16 protein-coding genes, 2 pseudogenes and 1 riboswitch are annotated in these 18,183 nt (G+C 75.2%); of the genes and pseudogenes, 9 read left to right on the top strand and 9 right to left on the bottom strand.

The features are described 5' to 3' along the window. Positions 1 to 68 precede the first annotated feature (68 nt). Positions 69 to 1,037, top strand: coding sequence for a Gfo/Idh/MocA family oxidoreductase (locus tag ACFY23_RS14935; RefSeq protein WP_350684606.1), 969 nt, complete (start codon positions 69 to 71; stop codon positions 1,035 to 1,037). 57 nt (positions 1,038 to 1,094) lie between these two features. Here the strand turns inward: ACFY23_RS14935 and ACFY23_RS14930 are convergent, their stop codons facing one another. After that, on the bottom strand, positions 1,095 to 2,099 hold the full coding sequence (locus tag ACFY23_RS14930; protein ID WP_350684607.1) for an inorganic phosphate transporter: 1,005 nt from the start codon (positions 2,097 to 2,099) through the stop codon (positions 1,095 to 1,097). Between the two features lie 4 nt (positions 2,100 to 2,103). After that, on the bottom strand, positions 2,104 to 2,730 hold the full coding sequence (locus tag ACFY23_RS14925) for a DUF47 family protein (RefSeq protein ID WP_350684608.1): 627 nt from the start codon (positions 2,728 to 2,730) through the stop codon (positions 2,104 to 2,106). A 547-nt stretch (positions 2,731 to 3,277) separates the two neighbouring features. Here ACFY23_RS14925 and sigJ point away from each other — a divergent pair. Then, positions 3,278 to 4,243, top strand: coding sequence for an RNA polymerase sigma factor SigJ (sigJ, locus tag ACFY23_RS14920; RefSeq protein ID WP_350684609.1), 966 nt, complete (start codon positions 3,278 to 3,280; stop codon positions 4,241 to 4,243). Positions 4,244 to 4,257: 14 nt separating this feature from the next. On the opposite strand, the gene ACFY23_RS14915 is transcribed toward sigJ, so the two are convergent. Next, on the bottom strand, positions 4,258 to 4,764 hold the full coding sequence (locus ACFY23_RS14915) for a DUF402 domain-containing protein (protein ID WP_350684610.1): 507 nt from the start codon (positions 4,762 to 4,764) through the stop codon (positions 4,258 to 4,260). Positions 4,765 to 4,830: 66 nt separating this feature from the next. Here ACFY23_RS14915 and ACFY23_RS14910 point away from each other — a divergent pair. Together ACFY23_RS14910 and ACFY23_RS14905 are read left to right on the top strand one after the other, a co-directional pair. After that, a pseudogene (locus ACFY23_RS14910) lies at positions 4,831 to 6,284 on the top strand (ATP-dependent DNA helicase); the annotation flags it as partial. Positions 6,285 to 6,437: 153 nt separating this feature from the next. Next, a pseudogene (locus ACFY23_RS14905) lies at positions 6,438 to 7,124 on the top strand (ATP-dependent DNA helicase); the annotation flags it as partial. A 52-nt stretch (positions 7,125 to 7,176) separates the two neighbouring features. Here ACFY23_RS14905 and ACFY23_RS14900 read toward each other — a convergent pair. After that, on the bottom strand, positions 7,177 to 8,541 hold the full coding sequence (locus ACFY23_RS14900; RefSeq protein ID WP_350818967.1) for an AI-2E family transporter: 1,365 nt from the start codon (positions 8,539 to 8,541) through the stop codon (positions 7,177 to 7,179). A gap of 93 nt (positions 8,542 to 8,634) precedes the next feature. On the opposite strand from ACFY23_RS14900, the gene ACFY23_RS14895 reads away from it, so the two are divergent. After that, positions 8,635 to 8,973 (top strand): co-chaperone GroES, encoded by a 339-nt coding sequence (locus tag ACFY23_RS14895; RefSeq protein WP_350686889.1) that lies wholly within the window; start codon positions 8,635 to 8,637, stop codon positions 8,971 to 8,973. Positions 8,974 to 9,084: 111 nt separating this feature from the next. Then, the gene (locus ACFY23_RS14890; protein WP_350686891.1) at positions 9,085 to 9,252 is read left to right on the top strand and encodes a hypothetical protein; all 168 of its coding nucleotides are present in this window, start codon (positions 9,085 to 9,087) and stop codon (positions 9,250 to 9,252) included. Positions 9,253 to 9,349: 97 nt separating this feature from the next. Here the strand turns inward: ACFY23_RS14890 and ACFY23_RS14885 are convergent, their stop codons facing one another. Then, on the bottom strand, positions 9,350 to 10,801 hold the full coding sequence (locus tag ACFY23_RS14885) for a PrsW family intramembrane metalloprotease (RefSeq protein ID WP_350686893.1): 1,452 nt from the start codon (positions 10,799 to 10,801) through the stop codon (positions 9,350 to 9,352). A gap of 63 nt (positions 10,802 to 10,864) precedes the next feature. Next, positions 10,865 to 10,986: riboswitch (SAM riboswitch) on the top strand. Positions 10,987 to 11,034: 48 nt separating this feature from the next. Here ACFY23_RS14885 and ACFY23_RS14880 point away from each other — a divergent pair. Continuing rightward, positions 11,035 to 12,333 (top strand): aminotransferase class V-fold PLP-dependent enzyme, encoded by a 1,299-nt coding sequence (locus ACFY23_RS14880; RefSeq protein ID WP_350818965.1) that lies wholly within the window; start codon positions 11,035 to 11,037, stop codon positions 12,331 to 12,333. Between the two features lie 35 nt (positions 12,334 to 12,368). On the opposite strand, the gene ACFY23_RS14875 is transcribed toward ACFY23_RS14880, so the two are convergent. Next, entirely contained in the window at positions 12,369 to 13,538 is a 1,170-nt protein-coding gene (locus tag ACFY23_RS14875; RefSeq protein WP_387036464.1) for an aromatic acid exporter family protein, read from the bottom strand. Between the two features lie 104 nt (positions 13,539 to 13,642). Further along, complete coding sequence (locus ACFY23_RS14870; protein WP_350685107.1) at positions 13,643 to 14,155, bottom strand: hypothetical protein; 513 nt, start codon at positions 14,153 to 14,155, stop codon at positions 13,643 to 13,645. Between the two features lie 32 nt (positions 14,156 to 14,187). Here ACFY23_RS14870 and ACFY23_RS14865 point away from each other — a divergent pair, with 32 nt between their 5' ends. Further along, positions 14,188 to 14,337 (top strand): hypothetical protein, encoded by a 150-nt coding sequence (locus ACFY23_RS14865; RefSeq protein ID WP_350685108.1) that lies wholly within the window; start codon positions 14,188 to 14,190, stop codon positions 14,335 to 14,337. A 120-nt stretch (positions 14,338 to 14,457) separates the two neighbouring features. On the opposite strand, the gene ACFY23_RS14860 is transcribed toward ACFY23_RS14865, so the two are convergent. After that, positions 14,458 to 14,781 (bottom strand): DUF4031 domain-containing protein, encoded by a 324-nt coding sequence (locus ACFY23_RS14860; protein WP_350685109.1) that lies wholly within the window; start codon positions 14,779 to 14,781, stop codon positions 14,458 to 14,460. A gap of 67 nt (positions 14,782 to 14,848) precedes the next feature. Here ACFY23_RS14860 and ACFY23_RS14855 point away from each other — a divergent pair, with 67 nt between their 5' ends. Next, positions 14,849 to 16,249, top strand: coding sequence for an FAD-linked oxidase C-terminal domain-containing protein (locus tag ACFY23_RS14855; protein ID WP_350685110.1), 1,401 nt, complete (start codon positions 14,849 to 14,851; stop codon positions 16,247 to 16,249). 64 nt (positions 16,250 to 16,313) lie between these two features. On the opposite strand, the gene ACFY23_RS14850 is transcribed toward ACFY23_RS14855, so the two are convergent. Next, complete coding sequence (locus ACFY23_RS14850; RefSeq protein WP_350685119.1) at positions 16,314 to 18,131, bottom strand: glycerol-3-phosphate dehydrogenase/oxidase; 1,818 nt, start codon at positions 18,129 to 18,131, stop codon at positions 16,314 to 16,316. Positions 18,132 to 18,183: the final 52 nt, after the last annotated feature.

Raw genomic sequence — 18,183 nt, 5'->3', positions numbered from 1 at the left:
CCGAGCCTAGTTCCCGACCGGTGGATCGCCCGCTCCGCCGCCCGGTGATCTTCGTTAGCGTCACGGCCATGACTCGTTGGGGCATCCTCGCCACCGGCCACATCGCCGCCCGCTTCGCCGAGGACCTCCGGCTGGTGCCGGGGGCGGAGCTGACGGCGGTCGGCTCGCGGACCGCCGAGAGCGCGGAGCGGTTCGCACGCCGCCACGGCGTGCCGCGGGCGTACGCCTCCTGGGCGGAACTCGCCGCGGACGACGACTTGGACGTCGTCTACGTCGCCACCCCGCACGCCGCGCACCACGAGGCGGCCCTGACCTGTCTCGCGGCCGGCCGGGCGGTGCTGCTGGAGAAGCCGTTCACGCTCGACCTGGCGACCAGCACCGAGCTGGTCGAGACCGCGCGGGCCGCCGGGGTCTTCCTGATGGAGGCCATGTGGATGCGGACCAACCCGCTCGTACGCCGCCTCTGCGAGCTGGTGGCGGACGGCGCGATCGGCACGGTGACCGGCGTGCGGGCCGACTTCGGGGTGGCCGGGCCGTTCCCGCCGGAGCACCGGATGCGCGCCCGCACCCTCGGCGGCGGCGCCCTGCTCGACCTCGGGGTCTACCCGGTCAGCCTGGCGCATCTGCTGCTCGGGGTGCCCGACCACGTCCGGGCCTGGGCGAAGCTGAGCCCCGAGGGGGTCGACGAGAACACCGGCATCGTCCTCGGCTACGACTCGGGGGCCGTCGCCACGCTGAGCTGCGGCATGGTCGGGGCGACCCCGCTGGTCGCCTCGGTCACCGGCAGCACCGGCCGGATCGACCTGCCGGAGCCGTTCTTCCGGCCGGGCTCGGTGACCCTGCACCGGGCCGGCGCGGAGCCGGAGACGATCACCGGCGAGCTGGCCGGCGGCGGCTACCAGTACGAGGCCGCGGAGGTCCAGCGCTGCCTGGCCGAGGGCCTGCCGGAGAGCCCCCTGGTCCCGCACGCCGCCACCCTGGAGGTGATGGCCCTGCTGGACGGGATCCGCGCCCGGATCGGCGTCGACTACTCCTGACGACCTCGGATGCGCGAAGGGTCCCCGCCGGTCGGCGGGGACCCTTCGCGTCGGCCGTCAGCTGAAGAGCGGGCGGGCCAGGAAGTACATCAGGGCGCCGATCGAGCCGGCGGCCGGGAACGTGAGGATCCACGCGCCGACGATGTTGCCGGCCACGCCCCACCGCACGGCGGAGAGCCGCTTGGTGGCGCCGACACCCATGATCGCCGAGGTGATCGTGTGGGTGGTCGAGATCGGGGCGCCGAGCACCAGCGCGTTGAAGTAGAGCACCGAGCTGGCGACGGTCTCGGCCGCGAAACCCTCCGGCGGCTTCAGGTCGATGATCTTCCGGCCCAGCGTCCGGATGATCCGCCACCCGCCGGCGTACGTGCCGGCGGCCAGCACGGCGGCCGAGGTCCAGAACGCCCACTCCGGGATGAAGCTCGGGTCGTTCTGGTAGCCGCCGACGTAGAGGGCGAGCACCACGATGCCGATGGTCTTGGCGGCGTCCTGCATGCCGTGCCCGACCGACATGGCGGCGGCCGACGCGGTCTGCGCCCAGCGGAAGCCCCGGTTGAGCTTGCCGGGGTGACCCTTCCGGAAGATCCACTGCACGGCGATCATGACGATGTAACCGAGCAGGAAGCCGACCATCGGCGAGAGGATCATCGGGATGATCACGCTCTCCCCGATGCCGGCCCACAGCACGGTGCCGGACGCGGCGACGGTCGAGCCGACCAGGCCGCCGATCAGCGCGTGCGACGAGGACGACGGCAGGCCGAAGTACCAGGTGATCAGATTCCACACGATCGCGCCGATCACGCCGGCGAAGACGATGCCGAGGCTGGCCTGCCCGGTGGGTAGTTTCACCAGGCCGCTACCGACGGTCTTGGCCACCTCGGCGCCGAAGTGGGCGCCGATGAAGTTGCCGACCGCCGCCATGGCCAGGGCCACCCGGGGTGTGAGCGCCCGGGTGGAGATGCTGGTCGCGATCGCGTTGGCGGCGTCGTGGAAGCCGTTGGTGTAGTCGAACGCCAACGCCACCGCGATCACCGCCAGCACGGCGATGAGTTCGGGGCTCACAGGATCAGGACTCCTTGACCGCGATGGTCTCGACGGTGTTCGCCACGTGCTCGAAGGCGTCGCAGGCGGCCTCCAGCTCGTCGGCGACCTCCTTCATCTTCAGCACGGTCAGTGCGTCGTACTCGCCGGAGAAGAGCCGCACCAGCAGCATCCGGTACGCCTGGTCGCCGTCGTTCTCGAGCCGGTTGCACTCGATCCAGTAGTCCTCGAGGTCCTTCATCGACCTCAGCCGCGGCATCGCCTCGGCGGTCAGCTTCGCCTGGGCGTCGAGGACGTTGATCAGCTCGTGCATCTCCCGGGGCAGCGACGGGATCTTGGTGAGCCCGTAGAGGTAGAGCAGGTTGCCGACCGCCTCGAGGTGGTCCATCACGTCGTCCAGCAGCGAGCCGAGCCGGTAGATGTCCTCCCGGTCGAACGGCGTGATGAAGGTGGAGTTGATCTTCTTGTAGAGCTCGTGGGTGATCTGGTCGCTGTCGTGCTCCACCTCGGTGAGCCGCTCGCTGACCGACTGCACCTCGACACCCGGCAGGGCCAGCTCGTTGAGCAGTTCGGTGCCCTTCACCAGGTTCTGCGCGGCCCTGGTGAAGAGCTCGTAGAAGGCGCCCTCGTTCGGGCGGAAGGAAAACTTCACAGCACGGACCTCGTCGTGTCGGTGGGAAGGGTGCGGCCGCCCGGAGGGATGCCCGACTGGGAATGCTAGGAAACGACGGAAGCGGGAATTCCGCGGCCTCCCCCTGGTCGGGCCACATTCATCGGCCGTTTACCTGTCGTTCACCTACGACGTTCTCCTCAGGTCCCAGCAGCCGCTCCCGTTCCCGCCGGACGTCGAAACCGGCAGGCGGATACCCCAGATTGAGGGTGTCGAACGTCTCCCTGAGCAGGTGCGCGACGGCCCAGTCGCGGTACCACTTGCCTGCGGTACGCGCCGGTCACCTCCGGCCCGGCAGCCCCGGCGTCGACCGGGGGTCCACGGCCCCGAGGTCCACCGTCCCGCCCGGTGCGACCCGCAGCAGGTCCCGCATGGTCCCGCCGGTCGGCCCGACAACGTCCGCTTCCTCAGCCGCTCCCATCCCCGGATCATCACCCACCTCCCGCCCCGCCCGCCCGTCGAGGCGGGGCGGAGGGGCGGGTCGGGGTGGCGGGAGAATGTGAGGGACGGCGGGTGCTGGGAGGTTCGGGTGCGGGATCTGGCGACGGAGTTCGAGGCCGAGCGGGGGCGATTGCTGGCCGTCGCGTACCGGATGCTCGGCAGCCGCGGCGAGGCCGAGGACGCCGTGCAGGAGACCTGGCTGCGGTACGCCGCCGCGCTCGCCGACCCGGCGGCCCGCGCCGAGATCCGGCACCTCGGCGCCTGGCTGACCACCGCCTGCGCCCGGATCTGCCTGGACGTGCTGCGCTCGGCGCGGGTGCGGCGGGAGGCGTACCCCGGCCAGTGGCTGCCGGAGCCCGTGGTGGCCCCGCTCGACCAGGGCCCGCGCACCGACGGCTTCGCGCCCGACCCGGCGGAGCGGGCGGTCCGCACCGACCAGGTCGGCACGGCGCTCATGGTGGTACTGGAACGGCTCACGCCGGAGCAGCGGGTCGCCTTCGTGCTGCACGACGTCTTCGCCGTGCCCTTCCCCCGGATCGCCGAGGCGCTCGGCACGACCGACGCCGCCGCCCGCCAGCTCGCCTCCCGGGCCCGCCGGGCGGTGCAGGCGCCCGACGCGCCCCGAGACAACGCCGACCCGGCCGAGCAGCGCCGGGTCCTCGCCGCGTTCGTCGCCGCCGTCGAGTCGGGCGACCTGGACGCGCTGGTGCGGGTGCTCGCCCCGGGCGTGGTGCTCATCGGCGACAGCGGCGGCCACTTCCCGGCGGCCCGCCGCCCGGTGCTCGGCGCCGACGCGGTGGCCCGGTTCGTCCTGGGCCTCTTCGGCCGGGCCGGCCGCTACGGCGCCACGGTGCGCGCCCGCCCGGTGCTGGTCGACGGCGTGCTGGGCATGCAGATGGAGACGGTGCACTCCGACGGCCGGCCGCTGCGGGTGGTCGCCGCCCTGGCGGTGGACGGCGGCCGGGTGACCGGCATCTTCCACCAGCTCAACCCGGAGAAGCTGCGCGACGTGGCGCCGCTGGGGGACGAGGACGTCTGGCCGCCACGCTGGTGACCCCGGGCGCCGGCTCAGACCACCAGGGCGAGCCACTTCCGGTACGACGTGGCGAACGGCTCGGTGCCGTCGCCGAGCGCGCCGAGGAGCCACCGGGCCGCCGCCTCGGCCTCGGCCACCACGTCGTCCGGGTAGCCGAAGCGGGCCCGGTGCTCGGCGAACTCGTCCTCGTCGCGCAGCTCGACCGCGCCGGTGGCCCGGCGGCGCACCACGTCCAGGTCCAGGTCGATCAGGTGGACGGTGTCGTCGTGCTCCCAGCGGGCCGGGCTGGCGATGTCGCAGTAGACCTCGCTGGTGCGCGGCGGCGGGTTGAACATGCCCGTCCACCAGCCCTGGTGCGGCACCAGGAGCACGAACGGGATCTGCTCGACCGACGGCCGGCCGTGGTAGACCGACTTCGTGCCCTCGGTCACGCCGAGCCAGACGCCCAGGTCGTCCTCGGCCAGGCGGCGGGCCGGGTAGTCGCGGTGGGCGCTGCCGTCGTACTTGCGGTAGATCACGCGGACCACGTCGCTCGGCATGAGTCGCACCCTAACCGATACCGCCCACCGGTCGCCGCACGGAAGTAACCGGACTCGGCCCGTCGGATTCCGTACCGTGACGACGCCACGCCCGGATCGGCGCGGCCGGTGTCGGCAGCGGCGGGTACCGTCGCACGGTGACTCCGCGCCTCGCCACCGGTTCCGCCACCCCCTCGCCCCGCACCGGAGGCCGCCGGCGGGGCGCCCGGCCGAGCGGGGCCGAGCTGCTCGCCGCCGCGGTCGGCGCGGTGCCCGGCGGCGCCGCACGGCCCGGCCAGCAGCAGATGGCCACCGCCATCGAGGAGTGCGTGCAGGCGCGCGAGCACCTGCTCGTGCAGGCCGGCACGGGCACCGGCAAGTCGCTGGCCTACCTCGCCCCGGCGCTGACCGTGGACGGCCCGGTGGTGGTCTCCACGGCCACCCTGGCGTTGCAGTCCCAACTGGTCGACCACGACCTGCCCCGGCTCGCCGACGCCGTGGAGCCGGTGCTCGGCCGCCGGCCCACCTTCGCCGTGCTCAAGGGGCGGCACCACTACCTCTGCCTGGCCCGGCTGGACAACTCCACCGAGGACGAGCCGGAGGACACGCTCTTCGACGCCCCGGCGGCGCGCCCCGGCGGCGGCACGAAGTGGCTCGGCGAGGCGGGGCGGCTCGGCAAGCAGATCCAGCGGCTGCGCGACTGGGCGGAGAAGACCGACACCGGCGACCGGGACGAGCTGGACCCGGGCGTCGACGACCAGGCGTGGCGGCTCGTCTCCATGCCGGCCCGGGAGTGCGTCGGCGCGGCCCGCTGCCCGTTCGGCGCGGAGTGCTTCGCCGAGGCGTCCCGCGCCCGGGCCCGCGAGGCCGACATCGTCGTCACCAACCACAGCCTGCTGGCCGTGGACATGCTCGCCGGCCGGCACATCGTGCCGCCGCACAAGCTGCTCATCGTGGACGAGGCGCACGAGCTGGCCGACCGCGTCTCCTCGGCCGCCCAGGCCGAGCTGGTGCCGGAGCTGATCGACCGCTCCGCGAAGCGGGCCCGCCCGCTGCTGCGCCCGGAGACTGCCGAGTCGCTCACCGCGGCCGGCGACGCCCTGGCGGTCGGGCTGGCGGAGGCGCCGGCCGGGCGGATCACGTCCGGGTTGCCGGCCGCGCTGCGCGAGGCGTGCACCCTGCTCGACGCGGCCACCCGGGCGGCGCTCGACGGCATCGGCGAGATCAAGGCCGACGACCCCGATCCGGTGCGCAAGCAGCAGGCCAAGGCGGTGCTCGACGAGCTCTCCACCACCGCCCAGCGGCTGCTGGAGGAGGCCGACCACGACGTGGCCTGGGTGGAGAAGAACGACAACACCGGCCGCCGGGCGTTGGTGGTCGCGCCGCTGTCGGTCGCCGGCACCCTCGCCACCCACCTGTACGACGAGCGCACGGTGGTCGCCGCCTCGGCGACCCTGACGCTCGGCGGCCGGTTCGACACGGTGGCCCGGGCGCTCGGTCTGGAGGCGGCCCCGGCCGACCCGCCGTCACCGGCCGCCGCGGCCCTGGCCGCACGCGCCGCCGGCCGCACCGACCCGGCGGGGCGCGCCGGGGCCACGTCGGCCGCCGGGGCCCCGGGCGGCGGTGGGGCGACCGGACGCGCCGGGTCGGCGGGGGGCGAGCCGCCTCGACCGGCGACCGGCACGCCGGGGCTGCCGGCGACGTCGGGCCCCGGGTGGCGCTCGCTCGACGTCGGCTCGCCGTTCGACTACGCACGGCAGGGCATCCTCTACGTCGCCGCGCACCTGCCGCGGCCCAGCGTCTCCGGGCTGCCCGACGCGGCCGGCGAGGAGCTGCTCGCGCTGGTCACCGCGCTCGGCGGGCGTACGCTCGGCCTCTTCTCCTCGCGGCGGGCCGCGCAGCAGGCGGCGGAGCTGCTGCGCGCGCGGACCGACCTGCCCGTCCTGCTCCAGGGCGAGGAGGCGCTGCCGCTGCTGGTGCGCCGGTTCCGGGAGGAGAAGGCGAGCTGCCTGTTCGGGGTGATGTCGCTGTGGCAGGGCGTCGACGTGCCCGGCGACTCCTGCCAACTGGTGGTCATCGACCGGCTGCCCTTCCCCCGGCCGGACGAGCCGCTCGCGGCGGCCCGGGCCGCCGCGGTCGACGCCAGCGGCGGGTCCGGTTTCGCCGCGGTCAGCGTGCCGATCGCCGCGGTCCGGCTGGCGCAGGGGGTGGGGCGGCTGATCCGGTCGACCGGCGACAAGGGCGTCGTCGCGGTGCTTGACTCGCGGCTGGAGACCGCGCGGGGCTACGGCGCCTTCCTGCGCCGGTCGCTGCCGCCGTTCTGGTACACCACCCGGCCGGAGGTCGCCCGCGGCGCCCTCGAACGCCTCGCCAAGGTCTGACCGCCCCGGATCCGCCGGGGCGGTCAGGGCGCTCCGGATCCGCCGGGGCGGGTCAGGGCGCCTGCGAGGCGACGACGACGGCGTCGGGCGGGGTGTCCGGAACGGTGCGGGCGGCGAGCCGGCGGACGGCCGTGTTCAGCACGGCGATCAGCGGCACCGAGACGAGCGCGCCGGTGATCCCGGCGAGGACCACGCCGGCCGCGATCCCGATGATCACCGCGAGCGGGTGGATGGCCACCGCGCGCCCCATGATCAGCGGCTGGAGCACGTGCCCCTCCACCTGCTGAACGCCGATCACCGCGCCGAGGATGATCAACGCGGTCACCAGGCCGCTGTCGACCAACGCGACCAGGACCGCGACGACGCCCGACAGGGTCGCCCCGACGATCGGGATGAACGCCCCGAGGAAGACCAGCGCGGCGAGCGGGAAGGCGAACGGGATGTCGAAGACGACCAGGAAGATGCCGATGCCGACCGCGTCGATGAAGGCGACCAGCACGGTCGCGCGTACGTAGGCGACCAGCGTCGCCCAGGACGCCCGGCCGGCGTCGTCCACCTTCCAGCGGGCGGCCACCGGCAGCAGCCGGACCAGGAAGCGCCAGATCCGGTTGCCGTCACGCAGGAAGAAGAAGGTGGCGAAGAGCACCAGCAGCGTGCCGGTCAGCACCTCGGCCAGCGTCGCGGCCGTGGAGAGGGCGCCGCTGGTGAGCTTCTCGGTGTTGTCGTCGACCCACTTCTGGCCCTCTTCGATGTAGCGGTCGAGCTGCCCGTCGGAGAGGTGCAGCGGGCCCGTCTTGAGCCAGTCCTGGATCTGCCGGACGCCCTCCGACGACTTCTTGCTCAGCTCCGGCACGCCCTGGATGAACTCGTTGACCACCAGGGTCAGCGTGCCGATCACCGCGGCGAGGCCGCCGACCAGCACCACCGCGGTCGCCAGCGAGCGGGGGAAGCGGGCCCGCAGCAGCCAGCCGACCGCCGGCGCGAGCAGCGCCGAGAGCAGCAGCGCGACGGCCAGCGGGATGACCACGATCTCGATCGTGCCGACGATCTTCATCAGCGCCCAGACGACGATGCCGATCGCGATCAGCCGCCAGGACCAGGCGGCGGCGATCCGCAGCCCGTGCGGCACGTCCGCGTCGTCCCGGCTGGAGGTGGAGGTGTGCATCGCCGCGGGCGGCTCCGCGCCGACCACGGTCGCCGACGGCGCCGCCGCCGGCCCGGGGGACGCCGGCGAGGCCACTCCGGCCGGCCCGGGGGCGTCGGTCGGGTCCGTACGACGGAGGCGCACCGACTCCCGGCCCGACTCGTACGCGCGACGGAGCCGTCCGCGTACCCGCTCGAAGCGGCTCAAGCGCACCTCCTGGCTGCAGAACCCGGCCGTGCCCGCCCGGTGGGCGGACAGGATACGTCCGACCACGCCACCGTAGGGCAGTTCCGCCACACAGTGCCCCCCGCCCCCGGCGCGTAACCGCTCACGGCCGCCCGACCGGGACACGGTAGCGTTTCCGGCGTGACCGCCGACAAGAATCTCGACTCCGGCCTGCCGATCCGCCTGCTGCACGACCGCGTGCTGGTGCGGATGGAGGGGAGCGAGGGTGAGCGCCGCTCCACCGCCGGCATCGTGATCCCGGCGACCGCCGCCGTGGGCAAGCGGCTCGCCTGGGCCACCGCCGTCGGGGTGGGGCCGAACGTCCGCGCCATCGTCTCGGGCGACCGCGTCCTGTTCGACCCGGACGACCGCTCGGAGGTCGAACTGCACGGCCGCGGGTACGTGCTGCTGCGCGAGCGCGACGTGCACGCCGTGGCGGCCGAGCGCGTGGAGAACGACTCCACCGGCCTCTACCTCTGACACCTCTGAGCCCGCCCCACCCGTCCCGCCCCGCGCGGCTGCGGGCGCCGGTGCCGTTTGCGGCGCTCCCGGCCGGGAAGCCAGCCGCACCACCGGCCCTGGGGAGGGACGATGCCGGAATTCGTGAAGAAGCTGCTGATCTGGGGAAGCGTCGCGTTCCTGATCTACTTCATCGCGTTCCGGCCGGAGGGCGCGGCCGAGATGTTCAAGGCGATCGGGGCGGGGCTGATGGCGATGTTCCAGGGCCTCGGCGACTTCCTCACCAGCCTGATGACCTGACGGCCCGGAGCACCACGGGGCCCCGGGACGCCGCTGCGGTGTTGACCGGGCGACCCGGGGACCAGGTCAGCGGTGACCGGGCGACCCGGAGACCGGGTCAGCGGTGACCGGGCGGCCAGGGGGCCGCGGGTCGCGGGCCGGGCCAGCCGGGCGCGCCGTAGCCGGCGGGGAAGGCCGGGGGCGGCGGCGGGGCGAGCACCACCGGGATCGGCACCACCGGCTCGTCCGGCGCCTCGACCGGCCGCTGCGAACCGTCCGGGAACCGCAGGTGGTAGCGGTGCCCGTCCCAGATCCCGGCCGGCGCCTGCGGATCCCTCCCCACGAAGAACGACCGGTACGCGGCGATCGCCTCCAGCAGCTCCCGCTCCTCCCGCGCGGTCCGTTCCCGGTCCACCGGCCTGCGGTCCAGGCCGCGCAGCGCGCCGTCGCGCAGCAGCGCCAGCCGGGTCGCCGCGAACTGGTAGCCGCGCATCGCCCGCACCCCGGCGTCCCCGGCCACCCGCTTGGCCCACACCCGGGCCGCGTGCCGTCGCCCCAGGCTGCTCAGCGCCGCCACCTCCGGCGGGGTCAGCCAGCCGGCCCGGACGTAGTCCGGCAGGGTGCGCTCGGTGAGCCGCCCCTCCCAGGCGCGCAGCCACACGGCCAGCCCGACCATGCCGAAGAAGATCGGCACCATCACGCCGATGAAGCCGTACAGCATGATCAGCGCCTCGCCGGTGGCCTGGGTGAGCGTGGGCAGCAGGTTCCACAGGCCGTGCAGCATCATCGCCAGCAGCAGGCCGGCGATCGGGGCGAGCACCCGGACGCGCCGGTCGGCGGTGCGGGCGGCGATGCCCAGCCCGACGCCGGTCATCGAGGTGAACAGCGGATGGGCGAAGCCGAAGAGCAGGATCCGGACGATGAAGATCGCGATGACCTGCTGCGTGCCGGTCGCCGGGCCGTACCGCTCGACGCCGGTGGCGTAGCCGTAGCCGCCTAGGTAGAGGATGTTCTCCACCATGGCGAACCCGACCGCGGAGAGCCCGCAGTAGACCAGGGCGTCGGTGATCCCGGAGATCTCCCGCCGGCGGAAGATCAGCAGCAGGATCGGCCCGAGCGCCTTGGTGAGCTCCTCGATGAACGGCGCGACCAGCACCGCCGTCAGCGCGGTCGGCAGCCCCCAGTCTTCGAACAGCCTGGACGAGAACGTGTTGACGGTCAGCGAGGCGGCGGTCGAGACGAACGCGCCCCACGCGAAGCAGAAGATCAGGTATTTCAGCGGTTCCGGTTCGTACCGGTCGAGCCAGAGGAAACAGCCCACCAGCACCGGAACCGGGAGGATCGCGGCGACCACGCCGATCAGCAGCGCCTCGACGCCGAGGCTCTCGCCGAGAGTGAAAACCATGAACACCGCGCAGGCGGCGATCAGCAGGACCACCCCGGCCAGCACCAGGCCCCGCCGCCAGCCCAGCCGGCGCAGCGGCATCCGGGGAGCGGCCGCGCCCGACGGCGGGACGGCGGGCGCGGTCGGCGACGGCGGCAGGGGCGCGCCGGGCGGGGTGTCGGCCATGCGGTCAGCGTAGTCACCCCCGCCCGCCTGGTCCGGGCGCATCCGCGCGCTATGCTGCCGGCAGGTCACGAGCGCCAGCGTCAAGCCCCGGCTTGCTGGCCGGCAACCCTCGTCGAGGTTCGCGGTGGGGTGCCCCGGGTGATGACCGGGCCCGGCCCGATCCGCGTGCCGGGCAAGCGCGGACCCCGCCCGTGTGTGCCCACCCGGGGTCCCCGGACCCTGGAGGTCGGCCCATGACCGTCACCCTCGTACCCCCGCCCGCCCCGCACCCGACGCGGACCGTGCCGCCGCCCGCGGCCGCCGGGCCGCTCGACGTGCTCGGCGTGCCGGGACAGGTCAACCTGGACTACGCGGCCACCGCGCCGTGCGCGCGGGCCGCCGCCGACGCGGTGGCGGAACTGCTCCCCTGGTACGCCAGCGTGCATCGCGGCGCGGGGGCGCTGTCGCGGCGCTGCACCCTCGCCTACGAGCGCGCCCGGCAGACCGTCGGCGACTTCTTCGGCGCCCGCGCCGGCGACCACGTGATCTTCACCCGCAACACCACCGACGCGCTGAACCTGCTGGCCCGGGTGCTGCCCGCCGGCACCACGGTGGTGACCTTCGGCGGGGAGCACCACGCCAACCTGCTGCCCTGGCCGCGCGGCTCGGTCCGCCTGCCGGTGCCGCGGGAGCCGGCCGAGGCGGTCCGGGCGCTGGACGCCGCCCTCACCGAGCTGCGCCGGCCGGGCGCGGGGGGCGGCCCCCGCGCCGACCGTCACCCGCCCGTGCTGGTCGCGGTCACCGGGGCCAGCAACGTGACCGGCGAGCGCTGGCCGGTGGCGGAGCTGGCCCGGGTGGCCCGGCGGCACGGGGCCCGGATCGCCGTGGACGCCGCGCAGCTCGCCCCGCACGCGCCGGTGGACGTCGCCGCCCTCGACGTCGACTACCTCGCGGTCTCCGGCCACAAGCTGTACGCGCCGTTCGGCGCGGGGGTGCTCGTCGGGCGGGCGGACTGGCTGGACGCCGCACCGCCGTACCTGGCCGGCGGTGGCGCCACCAGTCACGTCGGCGCGGCCACCCACGACGTGCGCTGGGCGACCGGGCCGGCCCGGCACGAGGCGGGCACGCCGAACCTGCTCGGCGCGGTCGCCCTCGCGGCGGTCTGCACCGCCCTGGCCGGGGCCGACCGGGCGGCCCTGCACGACGCCGAGCAGGCCCTGCTGTCCCGGCTGCGCGGCGGACTGGCGGCCCTGCCGCACGTGGTGGAGCTGCGCACCTTCGGGCCCGACGCGCCCCGGGTGGGCATCGTGTCGTTCGTGGTGGCCGGCCGGGACTCGGCGGACGTGGCGGCGGACCTGGCCGGCAACCACGACATCGGGGTGCGCGACGGCCTCTTCTGCGCCCACCCGCTGGCCCGGCGGCTGCTCGCCGAGGCGGCGGCGCGCAGCGGCCGGCGGGACCTGCCGCCGACCGCCCTGCGCGCCAGCGTCGGCCTGGGCAGCACGGCGGAACACGTGGACCGGCTGCTCGCCGCCCTCGCCGCGGCGGCCTGAGCGACCGTCGGTCGGCTGACCCGCCGGGCCGGGGGTCAGCCGACCGGCGGGCTGGTGGGCGGCTTCGGGGCGGCGGCCGACTCGGCCCGCTGGCCGCCCGGCCCCTCCTGTTCGCCGAAGGACTCCCGGACCAGGCGGTTCGCCTCCTCCTGCGTGATCCCGGAGGCCACCAGCAGGTCGCTGGCCGTGGTACGCACCTGCGCGATCACCACGCTGCCGGAGAAACCCACCCCCTCGGCGTACGCCCGGCCGGCCTCGCTGACCGCGCGCAGCGCCCGCTCCCGCGCCTTCTCCGGCTCCTCGCCGACGGCGAACTCGTGCTTGATCAGGCGTACCGACTCGGCGAGGTGGGCCGTCGCGTCCGGCATCGGCTCCGGGACGGGCTCCTCGTCCTCGATCAGGGTGACCGCGCGCCGGATCAGCGTGCCGGCGTTGCGCATCGCCCGATCGATCGGGTCGGCGGCCTCGGCGTAGTGGGTGAGCTCGTCCCGCCGGTGCCACCGGGCCGGCGAGAGGACGGCGGTCTCCTTCGCCCCCTCGATCGCCTCCGTGAAGGTCGACAGCTCCTCCTGGTTGTTGCGCAGCCGGTCCAGGGCCCGTTGGGCCTTGTCCCGGTCCCGTTCGCGCAGGGCGTCGGCGGCGCTGTCGAGCTGGGCGGCGAGCAGGTCCAGCGCCGGCCGGGCGGCCCGGTTGATCACCCGGAGCGGATTCAGCGGCAGCAGGACCGAGGTGACCAGCAACGCGATCCCGCCGCCGACGAACGCGTCGACGAACCGGGGGATCTCCAGGTTCGCGGTCTTCGGGCTCAGCGTGACGATCAGCACGGCCGTGGCCGCCGCCTGGATGACGATGGACACGCTGGCGCCGGCGAAGATGGTCAGCACGATCGACCCGGTCACCACGAGGCCGAGCTGCCACGCCCCGGTGCCGACCAGGTAGATGAGGAAGTCGCCCACGGCGACCCCGATCGCCACCCCCAGGATCAGCTCCACCGTGCGCCGGAGCCGCTGGCCGACCGAGGCGGCGAGGGTGCCGACCGCGGAGATCGGCGCGAACACCGGCTCCGGGTTGCCCAGCAGATTGTGCGCCGCCCACCAGGACAGGCCGGCGGCGAGGCCGGCCTGCACGGCCAGACCCCACGCCATCCGCACCCGGTGCAGCCGGTCGTGCAGGGTGGCCCTGCCATGGTGCCGCAGCTTCTCCATCGCGTCGGCGATCCGGGCCCCGTCGATGTCCGTCGCGCCTTCGCGGCGGATGGCGCGCCGCACCAGCGAGGGTCGACGGTCCCGGGCCACGGCCATGGCGGGGACTACCCGCACCGGGGCGGGTGAATCCTCCCTGTTGGCGGCGGTGCGGCAGACTCGGCCGCATGCTCGACCTTCTCGACCGGTGGCGGGCGGCGGCCCGGGGCGCCGGGGCGGCCGACGCGGCGGGGCGGGACCGTGCCGGGGCGGAGCTGCTGGCGCGCTGGCGGGAACCGCACCGGCACCACCACACGGTCGCCCACCTGACCGCCGTCCTCGACGTGGTCGACGCGCACGCGTCGTCCGCCGCGCGGCCGGACCTGGTGCGCCTCGCGGCCTGGTGCCACGACGCGGTCTACGACCCGCGCGCCGAGGGCGACGCCAACGAGCGGGACAGCGCGGCGCTCGCCGACGCCCTGCTCACCCGGTCGGGGCTGCCGGCCGACGCCGTGGCCGAGGTCCGCCGGCTGGTGCTGCTCACCGCCGGGCACGCCGTCGACCCGGGCGACGCCGACGGCGCGCTGCTCTGCGACGCCGACCTCGCCGTCCTGGCCGCGCCGCCCGAGGCGTACGACCACTACGCCGCCGCCATCCGCCGGAGTACGCGCACGTGCCCGACCCGGCGTTCCGGGCCGGCCGCGCCCGGGTGCTCGCCGGGTTGCTCGCCCTGCCGGCGCTGTTCCGGCTGCCGCCGCTGGCCCGGCGCTGGGAGGCGCCCGCCCGGGCCAACCTCACCCGCGAGCTGGCGACGCTCCGCTGACTCCGGGCCCCCGCCCTCGGCTTCCGCCGGCTCCCGGCCCCCGCCCTCGGCCTCCGCTGACTCCCGGCCCCGCCCTCGGCCTCCGCGATCTTGCACTTCGGCCTCGGCGAAAGCCGTGCGTCACAGCAGCGGGAGGGCCGGAACAGCAAGATCGCCGGAGCGGCGGGCAGCGGGGGTGCGAGGGCGGGTCAGGTGCTTCGGTCGGCGCAGGCCGGCCTGCCGGAGCAGGCGCACGATTTCCCGGCTCGGCACCACCCGGGCGCCCAGCCAGACCGCCGCGGCGAACCGCTCGGCGGGAATGTCGTAGTGGTCCCGGTCGAAGCCCCGGCGGGGCACCCCCAGCGCCTCGGCGAAGACGTGCAGCTCGGCGTGGGAGACGTCGCTGATCAGGTGGGACCAGAGCCGCCCCCGCCACGGCCAGGCGGGCCGGTCCAGGTAGAGCATGTCGGCCAAGCTACCCGGTGCGAGGGCCGGTTGTCGGCCGCGCGCGGCCGACCGTAGCCTCGGCGGCATGGCCGGATCCCCTCTCCTCGACGACCTGCGGGCGGCGCTCGGCGACGACGCCGTGCTGACCGACCCGGACCTGCTGCGGATGCACGAGCGGGACGAGGCGGACCTCTGCGCCGCCGGCACCCCCCTGGTGGTCGTCCGTCCCCGCAGCACCGCCCAGGTCTCCGCCGTGCTGCGGGCGGCCGCCCGGCACGGCGTGCCGGTGGTGCCACAGGGGGCGCGGACCGGGCTGGCCGGCGCGGCCAACGCGGTCGACGGCGCCGTGGTGCTCAGCACGGTCGCGATGGACGCCATCCTGGAGATCGACCCGGTGAGCCGGATCGCCGTGGTGCAGCCCGGCGTGGTCAACGCGACGCTCGCCGCCGCGGTGGCGAAGCAGGGGCTGTGGTACCCGCCCGACCCCGGCTCGTGGGAGTCCTCCACCATCGGCGGCAACGTCGCCACCAACGCGGGCGGCATGTGCTGCGTCAAGTACGGCGTCACCACCGAGTACGTCCTCGGCCTGGAGGTGGTGCTCGCCTCCGGCGAGGTGCTGCGCACCGGCCGGCGCACGGCCAAGGGCGTCGCCGGGTACGACCTCACCCGGCTCTTCGTCGGCTCCGAGGGCACCCTGGGCGTGATCACCGAGGTGACGGTCGCGCTGCGTCCCGCCCCGGCGGAGTCGCTGACCATGGTGGCGGTCTTCCCGTCCACCGCCGCGGCCGGCATGGCCGTCGCCGAGATCGCCGCCCGGGGCCTCTCCCCCAGCCTGCTGGAACTGCTGGACCAGACCCACCTGCGGGCGATCGAGACGTACCAGCCGATGGGCCTGCGCACGGACGCGCAGGCGCTGCTGCTGGCCGCCGCCGACACCGGCGTCCGGGCGGCCGACGACCTGGCCGGGCTGGCCGAGGTCTGCGAGGCGGCCGGCGCCGACGAGGTCTACGCGGCCACCGACGCCGTGGAGGCGGCCGCCCTGTTGCAGGCCCGCCGGCTCGCCCACCCGGCCATGGAGAAGTTCGCCGCGGACGCCTACCCCGGCGGGAACGGGGGCCTGGTCATCGACGACGTGGCGGTGCCCCGGGGCGCGCTGGCGGCGCTGCTGGACGGGGTGGCCCGGATCGCCGCGGAGTGCGACGTGCCGATCGGCGTCGTCGGTCACGCCGGCGACGGCAACATGCACCCGAACATCGTGGTGGACCGGGCCGACCCGGCGAGCCTGGAACGCGGCCGACGCGCCTTCGACGAGATCATGCGGCTCGGCCTGGAGCTGGGCGGCACCTGCACCGGCGAGCACGGCGTCGGCCTGCTCAAGCGGGACTGGCTGGCCCGCGAGATCGGCCCGGTGGGCGTCGGGGTGCACCAGGCGATCAAGGCCGCGCTCGACCCGGCCGGCCTGCTCAACCCCGGCAAGGTCCTTTGACCGGCACGGGCCGGGGGCGCCTGCGGGGCATGCTGAGTGGTCCGGCGTCGAGGGTGGGGGTCGGTCAGCGGGACGAGGACGGTAGTTCGACGGGATCGTCGTCCGAGCCACGGTCGGCCGCGAAGCCCCGGACGTCGGGCGCGCCGAGCCGGGCGGCGTCCGCGGTGGCGTCGTCGGGCATCAGTTGGGACTGGCGTTCCGCCTCCACCCTGGCCCGGTAGTGCTCCACCTCGCGGGCCCGGGTGGCCTCGTCCCAACCGAGCACCGCGCCCATCAGCTCGGCGGCGTGCCCGGCCGACTCCAGGCCCCGGTGCGGGGTCTCGATGGAGATCCGGGTCCGCCGGGTGAGCACGTCCTCCAGGTGCAGCGCCCCCTCGGACCGGGCCGCGTACGTCACCTCGGCCGCGAGGTATTCCGGGGCGCCGGCCAGCGGGGAGGCGAGCAGCGGGTCGGCGTCGACCAGGGCGAGCAGGTCCAGGGTGAGGGTGCCGTAGCGCTCCAGCAGGTGCTCGACCACCCCGACCGGCACCCCGTGCCGGCGGGCCAGGTCGGCCCGGTCCCGCCACATCGCCGCGTACCCGTCGGCGCCGAGCAGCGGCAGGTCGGCGGTGCGCGAGGGGCGTACGGCGCCGAGCCGGTGGGCGGCCCGGTCGACCACGTCCGAGGCCATCACCCGGTACGTCGTGTACTTGCCGCCGGCGACCAGCAGCAGCCCGAGCATCGGCTCGAAGACGGCGTGCTCGCGGGACAGCTTCGAGGTCGAGTCGGCCTCGCCGGCCAGCAGCGGCCGCAACCCGGCGTAGACGCCCTCGATGTCGGCCGTGGTGAGCGGCCGGTCCAGCACGGTGTTGACCTGCTCCAGCAGGTACTCGATGTCGCGGGCGGAGGCGGCCGGGTGGGCCCGGTCGAGCCGCCAGTCGGTGTCGGTGGTGCCGATGATCCAGTGCCCGCCCCACGGGATGACGAAGAGCACGCTGGTCGCCGTACGCAGGATCAGCCCGGCCTCGCCGGTGATCGCCGAGCGGGGCACCACCAGGTGCACACCCTTGGAGGCCCGGACCCGGATGCCGGGGCGCAGCCCGACGTCGTTCAGCATCCGGGACATGTCGTCGCTCCACACGCCGGTGGCGGCGATGACGGTGCGGGCGCGCACCTCGAACTCGGCGTCCGGGGAACCGGCCGGCGCCTCCAGGTCGCGGACCCGGACGCCGGTGACCTCGCGGGCCTGCCGGATCAGCCCGACCGCCCGGGCGCTGGTCACGACGGTCGCGCCGAGGCTGGCCGCGGTGCGGGCCAGGGTCACCACCAGCCGGGCGTCGTCGACCTGCCCGTCGTAGTAGCGGATCGCGCCGGCCAGCGCGTCGGCCCGCAGGCTGGGGAAGACGCGGCGGGCGCCCTCGCGGGTCAGGTGGCGGTGCAGCGGCATGCCCCGGCCGCCGCCGAGGATCCCGGCGAAGGCGTCGTACGCCGCCACGCCGGCGCCGTAGTAGGAGCGGCGGAACAGCCGGCCGGGCAGGTCGCGCGGGCCCCGCCCGCCGGGCAGCGGGACCAGGATGGGCACCGGCCGCACCAGGTGCGGGGCGAGGCGGGTGGCGAGCAGGCCGCGCTCCGTGAGCGCCTCGTGCACCAGGTGGAACTCCAACTGCTCCAGGTAGCGCAGGCCGCCGTGGATCAGCTTGCTGGAGCGGCTGGAGGTGCCGGCGGCGTAGTCGCGCGCCTCCACCAGGGCCACCTTCAGCCCCCGCGAGGCCGCGTCCAGGGCGGCCCCCGCCCCGGTCACCCCACCGCCGATGACCAGCACGTCGAAGCGTTCGGCCCGCAGGCGACGCAGGCCGGCGGCCCGGCGCTCCGGGGAGAGCTGGCTGGCCTCGATTCGGGACACGTTGGGGTCGCGCACCCGTCCACGGTAACCGTCACGGCCACACCGGCGGCAC

It is taken from the genome of Micromonospora sp. NPDC000121 (genome assembly GCF_042899165.1).
Taxonomy (GTDB): domain Bacteria; phylum Actinomycetota; class Actinomycetes; order Mycobacteriales; family Micromonosporaceae; genus Micromonospora.
This window is presented reverse-complemented; position numbering and strand designations above follow the sequence as displayed.

Excerpts from the sequence above, each read along its gene's own strand:
- ACFY23_RS14915 (WP_350684610.1), bottom strand. The coding sequence starts at position 4,764 with ATGCCGAGCGACGTGGTCCGCGTGATCTACCGCAAGTACGACGGCAGC.
- ACFY23_RS14880 (WP_350818965.1), top strand. The coding sequence starts at position 11,035 with ATGACCGTCACCCTCGTACCCCCGCCCGCCCCGCACCCGACGCGGACC.
- ACFY23_RS14860 (WP_350685109.1), bottom strand. The coding sequence starts at position 14,781 with ATGCTCTACCTGGACCGGCCCGCCTGGCCGTGGCGGGGGCGGCTCTGG.
- ACFY23_RS14855 (WP_350685110.1), top strand. The coding sequence starts at position 14,849 with ATGGCCGGATCCCCTCTCCTCGACGACCTGCGGGCGGCGCTCGGCGAC.
- ACFY23_RS14875 (WP_387036464.1), bottom strand. The coding sequence starts at position 13,538 with ATGGAGAAGCTGCGGCACCATGGCAGGGCCACCCTGCACGACCGGCTG.
- ACFY23_RS14885 (WP_350686893.1), bottom strand. The coding sequence starts at position 10,801 with ATGGCCGACACCCCGCCCGGCGCGCCCCTGCCGCCGTCGCCGACCGCG.
- ACFY23_RS14935 (WP_350684606.1), top strand. The coding sequence starts at position 69 with ATGACTCGTTGGGGCATCCTCGCCACCGGCCACATCGCCGCCCGCTTC.
- ACFY23_RS14890 (WP_350686891.1), top strand. The coding sequence starts at position 9,085 with ATGCCGGAATTCGTGAAGAAGCTGCTGATCTGGGGAAGCGTCGCGTTC.